This is a genomic window from Bacillus sp. FG16, from assembly GCF_057809515.1.
This window is the reverse complement of the sequence record NZ_JBMDKC010000117.1, coordinates 1-16,138: the sequence shown is the minus strand read 5'-3', so window position 1 is coordinate 16,138 and position 16,138 is coordinate 1. Positions and strand designations below refer to the sequence as shown.

Here is a 16,138-nt window from a genome sequence, read left to right as displayed (position 1 = left end):
CGTTTTTTGACACTTGGGGGTAGTCTTATTTCTTAAGTTGATGGGCATGTGGATTACCCTTCAACCGCGAAATAATACGTTTTCGAAATGTATAGTCCCTAAGTAACCGTTTCACACCTAAAAGTGTATGTGTTTCCTCTGGATCAGCTAATAAAGTCTCAATACAATGTCGAAGTAAACGTTCAGCCTGTTGCGCAACTTGAAAGTTCTCATGAATAATCTTCATGATAATATCAGTTACAAATTCATTCGTCTCACCAGGAAATTTATACAACAGGTTCATCGCCAAAGGATATTCTGTATTCTTAAAAGAAATCCAATGAACACGACTCCAATCAACAGCTGCGCCTTTTAATTCAGCCAATAACATCTGATTCAGCAAAACTAGGGCTGTATCTTGTGCTGGATCAGCAAAGGAAAAGCCTGGAGTTTTTTCATCTTTCTTTCTCTCAAGAAACCCATGAATGCTTTCCATTAAAACCTTATTAATTAGAGTCGATTTACCAGATCCATTAACTCCTAAAAGTAACCAATGTTTTCCTAAGACAGATGGAAGAACACGAACTTCTCTGTTTTTCACAAACGGATGATGAAGAACACCAAATGGAATTCCCTCAGTACTACTCAATACACCTTCTGGTAATAATTCTGCACCACGAGATGAATGCGGTATTTGCTTAGAAATCTTTTTCATTAAGCCTTTGTCATCAAAATGTGGTAAATGAAGTAAATTCGCCAATTCGCTCCCCGTCCAAACCATACGATAAGGTTTTGTTGTAGGATACCATTCAACAGCTCTTCGCCAACGACGATATCTTAATTCATTAACATCATGTAGCACAGAATTAATAGCATTGGCCACATTTTTAATAATCGGAACACCTGGATAACATTCAGAAGCAAGTGAAACTGTACAATCAAAAGCCACTTCATTGCCTGCATAACGGTGCTTTAAACTTGATAACTCTTCTTTGTCAAACGCCGTTCGCTCACTTGCTTTTTTATCTTCACGAATATCCTCTTCTAATGCTGCAATGGACTTCTTTAATTTCCACCCATCATTCGCACTAAAAGCCAATTGCAACCAAGTTCCTGGCTGCATATGCGACAAAATACCTGGAAGATGATCTGTTTTATAGCGAGAAAGTGGAAGCGCTTTTTTTATACTATTACTTTTCAACTTCAAGCGTCCTCCCACAGCCTTTTTACCAGGAAACTCTATATCTTTTGCTGGGAAGAATTCAAGGCGTGGATAAATACTCTTGAAATTCACTTGTAATGCACGCAATTTGGACCGCTCTGCACCTAAGTAAAAACAATATTGAGCACCCTTGCTATCATCAATTTTGTAATGAACAACAAAAGAATACCACTCTCGACCAAAAACCAATCTTTCAATCCATTTTCTTTTCGTTCCATGAATCCGACGTATAAGTTGGCCAATCATTTCTTTTGAAACACCATCATCCTCGTGAGGAAGAAACTGCACATATTCAAAATTCCTTTGAATTCGCAAAACAGAGAATAGCCAACGAATAAACCACATAAGAGCTAGAATCACACAAAATATCTTCGTATACAGCAAAAAAGAACTATACCAGATTTCAACATTTTCAAAAGAAAACGGGAGATGAGATAAAATCCAATCCTTCCTCCAAATGCACAACCCAACAAAGGCACCACCAAAAAGTGCGGTAGATTCTTTTGGGTGTTCTCCCATCCAATCAAAAATATAATCTAAATCTGTGCCATTCGATTTTTTGCTCATGCAACATCCTCCCTCAAACAAAGGAAAAGCAAGAACAATGTAAGAGAACAACCAGCAGTTTAATTTTTTTGCGATTTTTCATGTTGGTTTTGTAGTAGGATATTTGTTTTTTTGGATAGTTGGGTTCAATTGTATTTTAAGATTTTTAGCTATGCTGGTAACAGTGGAATCTAAGATGAAGTAAAATTTGACGACCATAAGATACGCCCCCCCACAATAAATCTAGGGTAGTAGAACCATTATCTATTTACTCCAGCTGATATGATTTGGAAAATCAATCATCTGGAGTAAAAGTGTCTTGTTAATTAGTGGGTATATTCATTATATTTAAAATTTACTTAGAAATCAATGGTTTTATGGCCAATTTATAGTAATATTTTATACAATATTTAATCCACTCATGAAAAATCCATATAACATCCATATATTAGACACTAAAACACTATATTAAATACTAGTGTATGCACCAAAATAAGTAATACTACGAAAGTGCATAGCACACAGGGAAAATTACCCTAGTACACACTGGAAGCCAGGAGAAATTCTTGGCTCTTTTTTGATCCTAGGTTCGTCATTCGCAAGCTCATTTCCTCGCCTTCGGACTACGTCCCTCTAACTAACAAAAAATCCCACTTACCCCACATATCGGTAATAATTTCGAATCTCATAAAACACATACAACAATAAATCCTCTATTCTCGTAAACAGATATAAACTACCTGTTGTAAATAACTCGAATAAATAAACATGTGAAATATCTGGGAACTCCTCCAGAACAAAAGAGTAGACATAAGCTAACAGATCCAAAGGAAAAGAATGAACAGCGGAAACTTTGTGTAGAAAGGCCAGCTGCATAGGCGATAAATAATCTAGAAGAGTAGTGTTATACGTAGCGGGATCAATAGCTATAACAGGTGAAACAAAGCTCCCACCCACCACCGAATCCTTAAGTGTATACGGATTTGGCTCATTTTTTTCAGATTCCAATATAGGCGCATCGCTCATAACCGGCACTGAATCCGTATTTCTGTTATTCTCTTGTTCTGTTTGTTCTGTAGATTGCTCCTCGGCTACTAATTCAATTGTTGTTTTTGCTCCGCGCCCTTTCCCTTCTACAAACAACGTAATACGTCCAGCAGCCTGTAACCGTCCCATAACAACCTTAAACGAAGAAAACGGTATTCCCATTGCTTCTGCAATCTTGCGTTGAGGTCCAGATACTTCCCCCTTATGTTTCTCTAAATATGCTAAAATATCAGCTTCCCACTCTTCCATATGACTATATTGACGGTCTTCACGATCCTTTTTACCTACAAATGGCCGATAAGAAAACGGCATACCCGATAATTCGCGTATATATCTAGCTGCTGGACCGTTCTTTGTTCCCTGAAAAGCACTACGTACTTTTTGCTTAATTGTAAATGTAGCCAATGGCTGCTCTAATCTTGTATTCCATTCTTGAAGATGTTTTTCAGCTTCTTCTCTTGTATATCCAGACGCTTTAAAAGCTAAAGCAAGCGTATAGCAAGTGTTATCCCTCTTCCCTTTTTCTACACCTTGTAGAAGCTTTCTGACAGCTGGATGAGATAATAAATTACACTGGCCAACTGAAACCTTTCTGTGTGAAACACGGTCTTCTTGTTGCAGAATCATCCAATCTACAAGATCCTGGAACGCTACACGACTATTAGACTCATAAACTGTATTTTCAGCTGTCACCACACGAAAATAACGTTCTGCACCAATAGCAATGGAATCCCCACCGATTTGTTCAGCAATTTCACTTTGAATACGCTCATAAAACTCGATTGTTTTTACATACGCTCTTTTGGCTACAGAAAAGTAAAAATATACATGAAATCCACCAGACGGTGTTTTTACGATTAAAGAAGGCAACGGAAGTCCAGCTTCTTCAATACGATTTAACACATCTGGAACTGTTAAACCTTTGTTTTCTTCATTACTACCTTTCACATCAATATCAATAACCATTGTGTTTAGCCAACGTAAAGACGCCTTATCTCGCTTATCATTGCGATAAAACGTATTAGGTGTGTAATATGTAGTGTCTTGAACCATTGCAAATAATGTTTTATAAGTACGTACAGCTTTAAAAGCCTTGCAATCATTGCTTAAAAACGTCCAACCGTGCTCTGTATCATAGCCATTTTTTTGTTTATCATTTTGACGCTTTGCTACTTCTGTGAATTGATTTTGAAATATTCGACGAAATTCATTCATCTTCGTTCCTCCTCCCTGGAGAAACAAAAAAGGCAGATACCAAGCTATCTCGGTACCTGCCTTGAAACACATATAGGTATACTAATCACTGAACGAATTAGAAACCTACTTTATCAATATTTTATGTCGAAATTCCCCTATAAATACAGTTGCATATTAGACAAATTTCATGTTACAATGCAACTGTATTTAATATAAAATATTAATAACTAGCCAAACGAATTGCAGTTCGTTTGACTTGGTTTCAAGCTATGTTTTGGATAGCTTGATATAAAGTTTTTAGAAAGAGTTGGTGTTAGCGCACCGACTTTTTCTTTTTTTATTGCCTTTTTTATTCCCCGTTCTATCTCGTTAATAATCTATGTATTTAAAATTATGTTAATTTTTCGAAATTACCCTAAATTTTAAACTCTTATTGACAACTTCACTATACAGTAATTCTTTCAATCCTTCAATATTTTTCTGTTTATCATTAATAAATCTCTATTCTAAACAAGATAAATATATAATTAATATTTAAAAAGTAATTACAAGTCAATACAAATTAATACAGTTACATACAATAAAATGCTGAAATTACGCTGTTTTTTCTACTTCCATTGGATCTTCGTGCACATTTTATATTGACTTGTATTAAAATGTATTGACTATTTAATTCCATTTAGCATATAATGGAATTAAGTTGATGAATAAAAAATAATCTTTGGGAGGTTTTATATATGACAATTCTTAAAGCTGGTGCGGACGCAGGGAATAGTGGTTTAAAATTAATGGTTTTAGGTCATGATCCTTTATTCATACCAAGTATTTATTCGCATCATATTGGAGAAGCAACAAACATTTTGAGTGATGAAGATATTCCAGTTGAAGAATTAGAACATAATATCGATCTAACAATCTCTTCACCAGCCTTATCAGTAAACAACATGCGTTACATTGTTGGTCAAAAGGTAATAGATGAGAACATCAAAGGAATTGAAATGGAAAAGAAATCTGATAAATCAAAGGATGATCTAGTAGTCCTTGTAACGTTAGCTGGTTTAGCAGTAAGTGCAATAAAAAAGCAACCAAGCAAAGATACAATCAATGTAAAATATGATTTATCTGTTGCACTACCAGTCGCAACAATTACACCTAAAACAGCGGAAGCATATGCACAGCGTTATATGAACCACCATACAGTGAAATTCCATCACCCAAGCGGACGGGAAGTAACAGTTAATATTCAAGTTGAATATTGCAAATGCTTACCAGAAGGTGCCGCTGGAGCCTGGGGTATTGTATATGATGAAACTGGTAAAACCATTAAGCGCAAAGTGGAAATTGCGGGAGATAAAGTTGTAGAAACAGACTTTGTTGATAAGATATTATTATCTTTTGATATTGGTGCTGGTACAACAGAAGAGGTAGTTTCCCAGGGGGTTAGCTTTAAACATAAAGTGAGTAGGGGGTTACCATATGGCGTGAAAGAAACCCTACATGATATTATCAAAGTGTGGAACTTAAACAATAAACAAAAAACAATTGACAGCATCGCTGAATTTAATGCAATTTATCTAGATTCAGAACATCCACGTCACACTCGATTGAAAGAAGCATCACGAGGCGCATTATTAAGCTTAGCTAACCGCATTGCAACTGATATTATTAATAAAATCGATGATATGAAAGATGATCCATATGTATTCATTTATGGTGGTGGTGCCGCAATCGTCAAAGAAAGCCTACAGCAAATTTTAGAACAAAAAGAACGTTTAACAAATGTTATTTTTTTAAAAGATCCACTTTTCGTAAACGCACGTGGGTTGCTTGTATACACTTGCTCTCCACGATTTGAAGCGTTAAAAGAAAAAGTATTGACGACTGCTGGTGAAAAATAATGGCTCGTAAAGTATACAAAGCTGGAGATAGAGCAAATGTCTATATCAAAAAAGACATATCTCCCGAAATGCTGAAATTTATCAATAAACAAAGTGATTTAACAATGTTCTTTTTGTATGCTGCACAACAGCTTCATAAACAAGTCGGCAATGTAGACATAGCGGAGATTCTACCAAGAAAATATACATTTTCATTAGACGCACAAACAAAGCATCTAAAAACAGTGCCAGAAGAACAACAAATTTCTGTTTCTTCAGCTTCTTTATCTCAATCTCCTGTCGAATCTAATGATAAAACAGCGGAGATTAGGGAAACCCAAGAGGAACCTCAAAAAACTTCCTGGGAATCCTTAAATGAGATAGAGGATCCATACGCTTAAGAAACACAATTATATTTGGCAAAATAAAGAAAAGAGGTTGCATTGATGCAACCTCTTTTCCTATTCTTGGACACTTCACCACCATCTATGCAGGATAACTCTACTACCTCACCGTATTAAAAATAAAAGAAAAACCATGTATTCAAAAGGCGGTGTTATGATGGAAAAGTGGTATTCAATTCAAGAACTGGCTGATATGTTAGGAGTTAGCCATACCTCAATCTTCAGATATATTAACCATTTCCCACACTTCTTTGAAATAAAAAAGATTGGTAAAAGGAAGATGGTTTCAGCAAGTGGTGTGAAAGTGCTAAGACGTGTTAAAGAACTATTTGAGGAAGGCAAAGCAAAAGAAGAAGTCCGCACAATCCTGGAAGGGGATTCCCCTGTTGTACATGTCATAGACGAAAATGAACAGCTGCTAACATACTTAAATCGGATTGAAGAACAAAACACATTACTTTTAAGAGAACTACAAGAACAAAAAATCTTCTTGCAAGAACGCGATAAAAAAATTTTTGAAATGCTAAACCATGTACTAGAAACAAAACAAAACATTGTAAGCGATGTAGAGCAAACAAAGAAAAAAAGTTGGTTTAATTTTTTTCAAAACAAAAAGTAAAACGTTATATAATTAGACTTCTTCTAAGCTGCCATAATCACTTTTTATAAGCTATAGGTATTTTATGTATTCCCATTTCTTTTGCCGCTAAATAACGAGCATAGCCATCCTCTAATACACTATCTTTTTCATTGATTGTAATTGGCTCATCAAAACCATTCTTCTTTTTAAAATAAGAAACGATATTTTGTACTTTTTCTGCCCTTGGCGGCCTTTGTTGCAAATCATCTGGAATCACAACAGTATCGATATCTATAATCTTTTGTGTTCCTTTTGGATATTGCATTGGAACACTTTTTGCTTTTTTCTCTTGATCATCTTGAATGCCTTGTGTATCGTTTTTTTCTGGTAAAACTTGAATTTGAAAACAAACTACTCCTATTTCTCCCCGGCAAATATTTAATGGTACATCAAGAGTTGGTTCTCCTTGGATCAATAACTTCTGACTAGGTTTTTTATTTAACTCGATGCCCACCTTCTTTAATTGTTTTTTATTAGCAAATACAGTGTACGAGATCCTGGTACTCTTGGGTAATCCCTTTGGCGGATTATCCGATCCCTTTTCCTCCATCTCAAACGCACATAACATATCATCGACAACTCTGACTTTATTAATTGCATATCCTGTTAATGTCATTTTATGCATTTAATCCCCCTCAATTCCCTTTAAAGTAAACTAAATATTCTTAACTATAATTATACTAAACCTCTGTGCTAGACACTAAAGAAAACAATTTTCTCACATCCCTTACGGTATGTGATATTTTATATAAAATCAAACGAAAACCACCGCTAATTTTTTAGTGGTGTTCCCCTATAATCGACTATTTCTCTATTAAAATCTGAATCTTTTCACGAAAGTCATGATGCAACACTTGTCACTATACATGTTTTTATCAACAAGTGTTGCAATGTATATGTATGCTATATTCCAAGAAATATTTACAGTTTTTTCGTTGTCTATGAATTTACTTTATCATATGTTCGTCTTGACGAACATATGATATATATTTCTGAAATCACAAGTATAAAAAACATAACTTTGTCCATCATATTGATAGTTACATATAAAAAGAGGTGAAATATATGACCAGACAAAGAAAGCGGACAAAATTTGGACAGTGGCTAGATAAAAATAAAATTGAACAAAAGGAATTTCAAAAGATAGCAAAAATCGGACGAACTACATGTCATCACCTTTGCAATGATAAAGAACATATTCCGTCTGTACCAGTCCTTCGCGCTGTCATAAAAGCTATTAAAAAAATTGATCCTCGGGCCAAATACACTGATTTCTTTGATATTTAGTATTTTTTCGAGAATATAAAAAGCACAAGAAAATAATCTTGTGCTTTCCTTCACTATTTCAGCAACCACCAACATTGGTTTGTAATGTTCCTTAAAGCATCTGCAATGTCGTCTAATCTGATTTTTTTCAAATGTTTCATTAAGTTCTTTGGATAGACTATTCAAAAACAATCACTTATAATTGTTTTCTTGATGATCCTACTTGCACAGAGATACTTTTGGGTTTTGGTGTAACTTGTTCTAGAAAGTGCTGAATAGAAGGTGCCTGGAAAATGCGGAAATTTGAACTGAAAATGGGATATTGGGAGTCTGTAAGAATAAGAAGAGAAGGAAATACAGTGGTATGTTTCGGCTGCCATGACTCTTTTTGCCATTCCAGACTATGAAAATATAATTCATACCGTTTTATCTTTGCTTGCATAACAGCCTTACTATAAATGGACTTTTGTACTTCAATAAAGAATGGACTTTTGCGCCAGATTGTAAAGATGTCCGGTTCCATATAGCCTTTTTGATATTTCGGTTCCACCTGGAACAGTTTTGGTTTTTCGACTAGTAGTAATTGTTTGTAAACATCAACAATGGCTAAAAAGTGCCGTATTTTTTGACTGTTTTTACGGACTGGACTGGGGAAAGGGAAGTATACATAGGGACGCTGTGATGTATCCACATCAATATATTCTTCACGATGGAGTCGTTTCATGACAGTATTACAGCAGGTTACATCGTTTTTTAAGCCTTTGAAATGTAAATCAATAATGTCATTTCGAGACATGCAACGGAATTGCTGTAAATGAGCTATGATTTGTTTATCTCTATTCGTTAGCATCGTCTAACACTCCAAACACATCTTCTTGTATTGGCTCTTTGAATGCATCACTCTCAATCGTTTGTTGTTTTGGTAAACGATAAGGTTCTATGATTTCTTTCGCTTTATCTAATGTTAGATAAGGAGCTTGCACCTTTCGTAAACCACCTAACTTCAAAATCATTTGGCCAGATTGTTCTAAGTGTTCTGACCCTGGTGTTCCTACAATGTTGCTGTTGATGGAATCTGCGCATTTAAAGCCCATCCGTACCGTCATATTAAGCTTTAATTTACCATCTAACGCTTTAGCATCTGGCCGTTGCATACTTAACATCAGAAAGATACCAAGCGACCGACCCACAGCGGATATTTTTTCTATGATAATAGTACATTCTTGTTCATCTTGTAGCATCGCCACTTCATCAATCGCAAGTAAAATGTATGGTATCTGTTCGTTTATCTTCATTTGATTGTACTCATCAATATGACCTAATTCATATTCTTCCATCAGCTTTCTTCTATGCAATACCTCTTTCCATAACTTCGATAACATGCTCTTCATTTCCACTTCTTCCATACATACATCTTTTACGTGTTTTACTCTTCTTAAAAAGTGAAATTCAGAGTTTTTTAAATCGCCCAGGTACAAATGCAACTGATTTGGCGACATGTATTGAATTAGAGTAGAGAGAACTACACGTACCATACTACTCTTTCCACTCCCCGTTTCTCCCGCAATTAATAAATGGGGTGTATTAGGTTCCGTCATATCATATACAATTTGTTTCCCAAACTGATCTCTTCCGACTACAACTGGCAAGCGACACTCTTTTAATAATGGCAGCCATTGTTTGTATTTATACGTATATTGTTCTAAAGCCGCATTGGAGTGAAAAACATGGAGTACAAACTTCTTGATATCTCCCTCAATCATGAGATTTTTTCCTAATATTTGCTGAAAGCAAAACCATTTTTTCTGAATTTGCGCTGGATCAACGCCATTTGGCAGGGTAAACGTGTACCGTACACTCTCTTTTTGCTTTGAAATATCGTAAATCTTAGGATAAATAGGGATTTTTCCACCTCGTGTCATATGCTCATCATACAATTTAGCCTTTTGAAACACCGTTTCTAATTGATACCTATATTTTCGTTTTTGTAACCACGCTCTCAACCGTATCACCTCTTAGAACATCGTTACGATGCGAATAAATACATATGCAATAAACCCAATGCCACCAATTCGTATCCCATGGTATAATCCTTCTGAAACAAGTTTTTCTTGAAATATATAATCATTTCGTACCAGGTATTTTTCTAATAAAACAGCTCCAATTGTTAGCCCTCCTAACAGTCCTAAGGCAACATACGTATGAACAAAGGGCTGTGACATATGAAAAAATGCAAGCGGACTGATGGGACCAATGCTGTAAACCTTTGTTTGTTTTTTCTTTTTATAGGACTGATCCATAAATGAACGAAAAGGAATGACCTGTTTTTTTTGAAACACCTTTCACTCCTCCTAAAAAAACAAAATGGAAAACAACTGTGGTATCCAATCTATTGCAAGATACGCACACTCCAAAATCATATGGGAAGCTCTTTTCATCAGTTCAATCGTATCAAATGGGACATTTGTAAGAAACGCTGCCAATACATCGGGTAATTTTCGAATCTCTTAATGCTGTGCTATCAAGCGGTTCTGTGACATACCAGCTAACCCATCTATACAGAAAATCCGTAGCATCAGACACACTCATTGCATTTTGATTTAAAGCATCCCATTGACACACAAGTTCATTTGTTGAACTTCTACACCATTCATATATTTCTTGCCCATTACGAAATTGCGGACTCTGAATTTGATTCCATCCCTTTGTAGGATCGTTTTGTAAATAAAACTTGATCTGATTTCCAATTACCTCATAAGAATTTTTCATTTTCAGCTCCCCTTATTATCAAGATGTTGACAAGCCTCTGAACAATACTTCTTTCCGTAATACTCCCAATACATCCAAACCGATAAAAGACAATGACAATGCTCACACGTTTCTTTTACAATCATTTTGTTGTTCATTTCGTTTTCTCCCCCTTATAAACAAAAGTGAAAAACACCTACAAACATACAGAAGTCGATGATTTCTTTTGGTAGTGCTAGCAAGATAGATGTTTTGGCCATGAATTTGGTATTCACTTTGATAATTACTTTGGTAAAAGATATTCATCGCTGTTTGTCTCCTATACGTTGTCAAAGGTTGTTTTTAAAAATAAACACCTATATAGATGCTTTTCAAACTGTATTTTTTCTGTTAAATCATACATATATTTTTCCTAAATTGAATGATGTCTTTTCCAGTTCCAGATAATTCGAATTTATGCACCGTAGGTACCTGGTACATCTTTGCTAGTATATCCGCACTCCTAGCAAAGTTTTGCCCCCAATTCCGATTCCCACTTGCAGCCACAGCTAACAACTTATGATAATTATTTTTTAAGAAATTTAACGCATTTTCTGGCACTTGACCAACTCCTGTTGTATATGTAACAAAGACAAAATTATCGTCTATTTTCATATTTCCCTTTACTTTAATTGTAATCGCCTTCATTCCTAATTTGGAGACAAACCGTTCTACATTCCCTGTTTTAGAAACGTAACAAACCAAGATGTCTTTCATGATGAAATTCCTCCCCCTATAAATTCAAAAAAACCTTGAAATTTATTGAAATATAGTATTTATTTGTTATACGATTAAAGAAAGGATTTAGTGGACCAGACTAAATCCTTTCGGTAAAAAGTTATTTATTAGCAAAATACCCTATGGTAAATCCACTCTATATCTTTATATAGGGTGTTTTTACTGTGTTTTTAACATAAAATTTAATATTGTATATGCCATTTTTCTAGTGGAACAACCATGCCTTAAAGCTAAATTATTTAGTAGCTGCTGTTCAAAATACGATAACTCAATTTCTACAAAATGCTTATATGCCTGATAATCATAGATTGGTATATCCTCCATGTGCGAAAATTCTATACCTTCTCGTATTAACTCAGAAGCAACTTCATCCAAATCTTCACCGTAATACGCCAATCCTTTCAATGTGCTATATTGCTTAGGTTCTAATGAAATAATAAATTTTTGCGTTTTAATTTTTCGAACTACTTTTCCAGTATGAACAACTTTCTCACTTAATACAGCATTTATCATTTTAATTATCCTCCCTCTGAAATAACTGAATTTTCAATCTTTTTATCCTAAAACTCTTCTAAATCAGTTTCTATGATTGTTACCTTTTCTTTATACTCCTCATTCAATATGCCCTGGACTTCGTTTTTTAATTGAAAACCTTCTTCTGGCCACGCTAACAGCCAAGACTTTTTATGTTCTCTCCCGTTAACCTGGTAATGTACATCAAATACGTACACCTAATTCACCTCCAGAAAACTATTCCATTGTTTTTCTTACTGTATCAATAGCTGCTAAACATACAGTTAACCTGAAGCGCTTTTCCGTATATATTTTCCCGTTTACTGTAAGATACCAGCAGCCACGTTCTTTCATAGTAAAAATGTCATACTTTCTAGCTAACCTTTCTAAGATCAAGTCTGACTCATGAATTGCATCAAAATCTTCAATAGGCATATTTACAAATGGTGTATTATCTCTTCCCCAATATTCCCCACATTTTTCTAGGCCAAAAAACTCCCTAGCAATTACATCATTCAGCTTTTCTGTTGCAACATGTAAGTCTTTATAAGGAACCCACCATCCTGCGGAATTCATTGCAACAAACTCTTTCGTGACCCCGTTATAAAGAATTTGGCAGATGCTAATCCCTTCAAAATCATCTTCTGTTACAACAAAATCAAATTGTTTCAATAAATTACCTAATTTATCAGCTGTACCAACTTCTAATTCTTCACTTTTCAACCTTCTTACAGAGTTCATCATTATAAATCCCCCTATTTTTATTTTTTTCAAAGTGGGGGTGCTTTCACCCCCCCCACTTATGACAATCACCCATTATTCCCAACAAAATACTTTCTGTAAATTCCTAAACTAAAAATTACAATAAAAATAGGGAGTATAAACATAACTTCTATTGGAACCCAATCCATTTTTGGAATTGTTATAATTGGTTGTAAGTCCACGATTTTTCACCACCTTTCTTGCCTTTATTTCTTCTATATCATTCAAATTGTACTAAAATTAAACTCTTATTCAATTATTTAATGCAAAACATTACTAACCTGTTATGAAGTGACCTTTGTCAATAGTTTTTCACCCATAATATTTTTCTTGATGGCATACAAAAGCTTCAGAAATAAGATCTATCGACAGTTAACCACTCTGTTATTCGTGGATTGGTTACCTCAGGTTAATGGTCCGTCGTTAGGCTCTTATAATCTCACTGCGTGGATCACACCTTTTCAAATTCTAATAAATAGCTTGTTTATCAGAATTTCAGCCATGCCAGAAGAGGTGAGTCATAGATAGCCAGACCTGTAATTCACTATCTCTGAAGCTCATCTATGCCATCAATTGATACCTTTGGTTTCTAACTATGCATGAATCAACTTCATATCCTTCCCTCTTTATTTTCGGTGAATTTTACCTGTTTCTAATCCCCATATAAAACACCCCAGTTCTCTTGCGATAGCTGTAACGGCAACATTTCTAGGTTTCCCTTGATATATCATGCGATAATCTTTTCTTTGTAACCTTTCTACAGCCTGATCCGCATAAGCAATCACTTCGCTTCGTTGCCCTTTTTGTCTTGCTTTCACTCGCTTCGATTTTAATCCGATTGTTCCTTTTACCAACGCATTTGCACATTCGACAAGAGTAGACCTAACGGTCGAATTTCCTTGTTTTGTAATCGAACGTCGACTGATTTTCTCTCCACTTGAGCTTTCGCTTGCTTGGCGTCAATCCTACATAAGCCATAAATGCTTTAGCCGTGGGAAAACGAGTGAAGTCTGCAATTTCCACATGAACAGTCATTGCCGATGTTGTATCTATACCTTTTAAGCATCTTAACTTTGCGACTGGTTCTTCATATCTTTCACTATGAGATAATTCTTCTAATCTCAGACTGAACCGCTCAATTTTATCAACTAAAACATCATACTGTAATAGATATTCATCCAATGTTTCTTTGAACAATCCTTGTAGATCAAGATTCTTTAACCATTTCATATAAGCGATTGTCCAGCTTGATTTCCCTTCATACACATAGCCATGTCTTAAAAGGAATGCTTTTATCTGTTGTTTTATTTTTTTCAAAGATGTTTTAAAATCACCTAACATGCGGATATACTCTTTCACGGCAACATCCTCTTCTTCTGGAACATATACTTCTTTATAGGTGCCATTCGCTAAATTAAGAGCAATCATTTTGGCATCGAATCGATCATTTTTCACCATTTTGTTTTTGGATGAACTGTACATTGTTGTGGGAGCTAAAATATCACAATCAATCCCGTTTTGTTCCAGAAGATTATGGAGTGAATATCCTAAACAACCAGCCTCATATCCAGCTTTAATTTTTATATCTTCACCATATTTTGTTTTCAGTTTCTCAACGAATTTTTTTACGAGAGATACATTTGAAGCACATCGTACTTCTCTTACAATCTCCCCAGTTGTTCCGTGTAATGCACATAAGCTAAAACTTTCCTTGTGGACATCCATCCCAATATAGATTATATTTTCCATAGTGGCCTCCTATTATCATAGGGTGTAACCCCATTCATAATGTTTGTTTTCACTCAGTATTATGGGTTAAAATCCCTGACTTGATAATCTAGGAGGTCACTTCATATTATCTCATCAAATATCCAATCAGTATCAACGTCTTCGATTCCGTTGATTATTGAGATTGAAAATGTACGCTCATTAAAAACCGTACAGGATACCAGTAATCATAAGCGTGAGAACGATCATAGAGATGCAAGTAACATAAAAACCATAAAACCAGACTTGATCGGAAGTACTTCCTTCAATTCCGAAATATTTATTTGTCTTTTTGAAAAGTTCTGAAATATAATGGTAAAATTTTTTGAGAGGTTTAAAATGTTGGTGAGGGTATGTTAAAATAGACTCACCACTTTTGGTACTTAAAAGGTTTTTTGTCATTACAAATCATCCTTTCTGGGCTATCAAGAGTTTCGGATTAGAAAAAGTCCTGTCAAAGTTTCCCGACCGAGCCAGGGCTTTTTCTTTTGCGTTTTTATTTCACAACAATTTTAACCTTAGTTCCATCTGATAATTTATCTAATTTATTACCTACAAATGAACCTGCACCGCGATTATCGGACGGTGTAATATACTTAATATCAGCGCCTGTACCACCTTCCGCACAAACCGCCATGGGAAATTCATCCCGATCAAAGCCTTTTTTTGTTGGCACATTTGCAAGAGATTGCTTTCTCCTTTCAGCCGCCCCTTTACGATCTATTGTACAAATATTTGTTTTTCCTTTTTCAATCGCTTCTTTAATGTGGGCGCCTGTCTCAGGATATTTAGAAGAAGGAAATTCTAAAACTTGCTCTATTCGTTCAAGTCCACTTGCTTCATTTCCATTCGATGCTGAGGCTTGAAATGTTGATTTACTACACCCTGTAAGCAAAACACTGGTAATCGCTAAAGCTCCAATCCATGTTTTCACCTTCAATATCTAATTCATCCCCTTTGGAAAATGATTTATTGATAATCCATGATTATAATGTGAATCGATCCATTGTTTTTCTCATCTCATCTTGCTCAATCCCAATGTATCGTAATGTTTCGGATTGTGTTTGGTGCCCAAATAACTTCATCAACGCGTATACATCTTTTTCTTGTTTGTAGTAATGATAGCCGAAGGTTTTTCGCATACTATGTGTTCCCCAATGGTCTTTATCAATCCCACAAGCAACTGCCGCTTTTCGTAGGATGGAATCTGCCATCTGTCTCGTAATCGGTTTATCTCCGACACGACTAGGAAACAACCAGTCGGAATCCGCCATTTCTTTTGTGTATTTCTCAATTTCCCGCTGTAAAACGGGATTCAAAAATACTTCGACGGTATGCTCTGTTTTCTCCATTTTTAATTTCATCATTTCTTTTCCTCTGACGTCTTTGACCC

General features: G+C 35.3%; 18 protein-coding genes and 2 pseudogenes. 4 read left to right on the top strand and 16 right to left on the bottom strand.

The window, feature by feature from the left end; translation table 11 throughout:
• Positions 1-25: 25 nt before the first annotated feature.
• Together ACODS7_RS27665 and ACODS7_RS27660 are read right to left on the bottom strand one after the other, a co-directional pair.
• The gene (locus tag ACODS7_RS27665; RefSeq protein WP_488828066.1) at positions 26-1,768 is read right to left on the bottom strand and encodes a hypothetical protein; all 1,743 of its coding nucleotides are present in this window, start codon (positions 1,766-1,768) and stop codon (positions 26-28) included.
• A 633-nt stretch (positions 1,769-2,401) separates the two neighbouring features.
• The gene (locus ACODS7_RS27660; protein WP_208742694.1) at positions 2,402-4,009 is read right to left on the bottom strand and encodes a primase C-terminal domain-containing protein; all 1,608 of its coding nucleotides are present in this window, start codon (positions 4,007-4,009) and stop codon (positions 2,402-2,404) included.
• A 719-nt stretch (positions 4,010-4,728) separates the two neighbouring features.
• Between ACODS7_RS27660 and ACODS7_RS27655 the strand changes: the two genes are divergently transcribed.
• From ACODS7_RS27655 to ACODS7_RS27645, 3 genes are all read left to right on the top strand, one after another.
• A complete protein-coding gene (locus ACODS7_RS27655) occupies positions 4,729-5,889 on the top strand; it encodes a ParM/StbA family protein (protein ID WP_243169157.1) in 1,161 nt (386 codons plus the stop codon).
• Positions 5,889-6,269, top strand: a complete 381-nt coding sequence (locus ACODS7_RS27650) for a hypothetical protein (protein WP_208742691.1) — start codon at positions 5,889-5,891, stop codon at positions 6,267-6,269. The genes ACODS7_RS27655 and ACODS7_RS27650 overlap by 1 nt, the downstream gene beginning before the upstream one ends.
• A gap of 160 nt (positions 6,270-6,429) precedes the next feature.
• Positions 6,430-6,891 (top strand): MerR family transcriptional regulator, encoded by a 462-nt coding sequence (locus tag ACODS7_RS27645; RefSeq protein ID WP_243169158.1) that lies wholly within the window; start codon positions 6,430-6,432, stop codon positions 6,889-6,891.
• 37 nt (positions 6,892-6,928) lie between these two features.
• Here ACODS7_RS27645 and ACODS7_RS27640 read toward each other — a convergent pair whose 3' ends face one another.
• Positions 6,929-7,537: a ParB N-terminal domain-containing protein gene (locus ACODS7_RS27640; RefSeq protein WP_208742689.1), complete on the bottom strand. Its 609-nt coding sequence runs from the start codon at positions 7,535-7,537 to the stop codon at positions 6,929-6,931.
• A 440-nt stretch (positions 7,538-7,977) separates the two neighbouring features.
• Here ACODS7_RS27640 and ACODS7_RS27635 point away from each other — a divergent pair, with 440 nt between their 5' ends.
• On the top strand, positions 7,978-8,199 hold the full coding sequence (locus tag ACODS7_RS27635) for a transcriptional regulator (RefSeq protein ID WP_144518243.1): 222 nt from the start codon (positions 7,978-7,980) through the stop codon (positions 8,197-8,199).
• Positions 8,200-8,374: 175 nt separating this feature from the next.
• On the opposite strand, the gene ACODS7_RS27630 is transcribed toward ACODS7_RS27635, so the two are convergent.
• From ACODS7_RS27630 to ACODS7_RS27570, 13 genes and pseudogenes are all read right to left on the bottom strand, one after another.
• Complete coding sequence (locus ACODS7_RS27630) at positions 8,375-9,028, bottom strand: replication-relaxation family protein (RefSeq protein WP_243169159.1); 654 nt, start codon at positions 9,026-9,028, stop codon at positions 8,375-8,377.
• On the bottom strand, positions 9,015-10,181 hold the full coding sequence (locus tag ACODS7_RS27625) for an FtsK/SpoIIIE domain-containing protein (protein WP_373371790.1): 1,167 nt from the start codon (positions 10,179-10,181) through the stop codon (positions 9,015-9,017). Before ACODS7_RS27625 ends, ACODS7_RS27630 begins: the two co-directional genes overlap by 14 nt.
• Before the next feature lie 12 nt (positions 10,182-10,193).
• On the bottom strand, positions 10,194-10,517 hold the full coding sequence (locus ACODS7_RS27620; protein ID WP_208742687.1) for a hypothetical protein: 324 nt from the start codon (positions 10,515-10,517) through the stop codon (positions 10,194-10,196).
• 12 nt (positions 10,518-10,529) lie between these two features.
• Positions 10,530-10,947 (bottom strand): annotated as a pseudogene (locus ACODS7_RS27615) (hypothetical protein).
• Between the two features lie 2 nt (positions 10,948-10,949).
• Complete coding sequence (locus ACODS7_RS27610; protein ID WP_208742686.1) at positions 10,950-11,084, bottom strand: metallothionein; 135 nt, start codon at positions 11,082-11,084, stop codon at positions 10,950-10,952.
• 232 nt (positions 11,085-11,316) lie between these two features.
• The gene (gene nrdI, locus ACODS7_RS27605) at positions 11,317-11,673 is read right to left on the bottom strand and encodes a class Ib ribonucleoside-diphosphate reductase assembly flavoprotein NrdI (protein WP_208743482.1); all 357 of its coding nucleotides are present in this window, start codon (positions 11,671-11,673) and stop codon (positions 11,317-11,319) included.
• A gap of 189 nt (positions 11,674-11,862) precedes the next feature.
• Positions 11,863-12,216, bottom strand: a complete 354-nt coding sequence (locus tag ACODS7_RS27600) for a hypothetical protein (RefSeq protein ID WP_208742685.1) — start codon at positions 12,214-12,216, stop codon at positions 11,863-11,865.
• Between the two features lie 47 nt (positions 12,217-12,263).
• Entirely contained in the window at positions 12,264-12,434 is a 171-nt protein-coding gene (locus ACODS7_RS27595) for a hypothetical protein (RefSeq protein WP_186323859.1), read from the bottom strand.
• A gap of 19 nt (positions 12,435-12,453) precedes the next feature.
• Entirely contained in the window at positions 12,454-12,957 is a 504-nt protein-coding gene (locus ACODS7_RS27590; RefSeq protein WP_208743481.1) for a hypothetical protein, read from the bottom strand.
• Positions 12,958-13,604: 647 nt separating this feature from the next.
• Positions 13,605-14,727: pseudogene (locus tag ACODS7_RS27585) on the bottom strand (IS110 family RNA-guided transposase).
• 180 nt (positions 14,728-14,907) lie between these two features.
• Positions 14,908-15,147 (bottom strand): DUF3961 domain-containing protein, encoded by a 240-nt coding sequence (locus ACODS7_RS27580; protein ID WP_208742684.1) that lies wholly within the window; start codon positions 15,145-15,147, stop codon positions 14,908-14,910.
• 94 nt (positions 15,148-15,241) lie between these two features.
• Positions 15,242-15,685 (bottom strand): NucA/NucB deoxyribonuclease domain-containing protein, encoded by a 444-nt coding sequence (locus ACODS7_RS27575; RefSeq protein ID WP_372587756.1) that lies wholly within the window; start codon positions 15,683-15,685, stop codon positions 15,242-15,244.
• Between the two features lie 46 nt (positions 15,686-15,731).
• A partial coding sequence (locus tag ACODS7_RS27570; RefSeq protein WP_488828060.1) for a tyrosine-type recombinase/integrase occupies positions 15,732-16,138 on the bottom strand: 407 nt, incomplete at its 5' end.